This window comes from Mesorhizobium sp. M0768 (assembly GCF_040320195.1).
Taxonomy (GTDB): domain Bacteria; phylum Pseudomonadota; class Alphaproteobacteria; order Rhizobiales; family Rhizobiaceae; genus Mesorhizobium.
The window spans coordinates 1-1483 of record NZ_JAMYPD010000089.1 but is presented as its reverse complement, the minus strand read 5'-3'; the positions used below and the strand labels follow the sequence as shown (position 1 = coordinate 1483).

The 1483-nt window shown below is 58.7% G+C and carries 1 protein-coding gene; it reads left to right on the top strand.

Going from position 1 to position 1483, the window contains the following annotated elements; translation table 11 throughout:
- The coding region (locus tag NKI08_RS34400; protein ID WP_352775943.1) for an IS110 family RNA-guided transposase at positions 1-1166 on the top strand (1166 nt) is incomplete at its 5' end.
- Between the last annotated feature and the right edge of the window lie 317 nt (positions 1167-1483).

The following is a 1483-nucleotide window of genomic DNA, read 5'->3' as shown; positions in this document are numbered from 1 at the left end:
TGTCTGCCCAACCTGGAGTCCCAAACGCTGTCCGTGTCGACCTTGGAGCAATCTTTGTCTCCCTGGAACTGAGCCGCTCAACCTGGCTGGTTACGTCGTTGTCGCCGGGCAGCGGCGACAAGATGTCGAAACGTGCTGTGGATGGCGGCGATATTGCCGGACTGATCAGCCTGTTCGAAGACCTCCGGAAGAAGGCGTTGTCACGGACAGGGCGATTGTTCCCTATCGTGACCATTCAGGAGGCTGGTCTGGACGGCTTTTGGATTCATCGAGTCCTGGAAGCCAATGGGTTCGAGAGTCACGTCGTCGACGCGGCTTCTATCGCAGCGTCCCGTCGTCGCCGGCGCGCGAAGACGGACAAGATCGACGGGGAGGCATTGGTTCGAGCACTTCTTGCCTTCAAGCGTGGCGAACCGCGCGTATGTGCAATGGTGAAGGCGCCAAGTCCGGATAACGAAGATCGGCGTCGCATTTGCAGGGAACGCAAGGTCCTGATTGCGGAAAGGGTGGAGCACGTCAATCGTATCAAGGGTCTGCTATTTGCCCAAGGCATCAGCGGTTACGAGCCGCTTCGGAAGGATCGGCGCAAACGACTCGACGGTCTGGTGACAGGCGATGGCCGCCAGTTGCCTCGGCACCTAAAGGCTCAAATAGATCGTGAACTTGATCGCCTTGAACTGTTGCTTCAGCATATCGCCGCTGTGGAACAGGAGCGCGATGCAATGATGTCCGCCACAAAGGATGCTCCACATACAGCGCCTGGACCTGCGGCCGTGCTGAGTGCTCTCAAAGGGATTGGACCGGAGTTCGCCGCTATCCTCTGGGCCGAAGGGTTCTCTCGCCATTTTGACAACCGACGCCAAGTCGCCGCCTACGCAGGATTGGCACCCACGCCGTGGCAAAGCGGAACCATTGATCGTGAGCAAGGCGTATCGAAAGCGGGCAATCCACGGCTGCGCACGACGATGATCCAGCTCGCGTGGTTGTGGCTGCGGAACCAGCCGCATTCGGCACTCAGCCGTTGGTTTGCTCAGCGGGTTCAATCAAATGGGGGTCGGCTGAAACGGAGCACGATCGTTGCCCTGGCGCGCAAGCTGCTGGTGGCGCTGTGGAAGTACGCGGCGTTCGGCATCCTGATCGAAGGGGCCGTCATGAAGAGCGCGTGACGGCCGACCGGAACCCAGAACAGCAATCTCCCAGGGCTGATCAACCCTGGCGGATCCAGGTGAGCGAACCGCCTCAAAGTTTGGCTTCAAATGCCGCGCTTTAGAATGGACTCGTTCTCCTGAGCCTTTGCCGCAACGCAAGCGGGATAGTGGTGCAGCCGAACGAGACGGCGACCGTATGTGAGTTTGAAACGGCAACGGAAACGTGCCGCGTCGAGCGAAATGGCTCAGACTTTGGATACCGATGAAGCACCCTGAAAGGTTTCGCCATGGACAAATGAACTTGCCTTGACGCATCACTCCTCATGTGAGCTTTG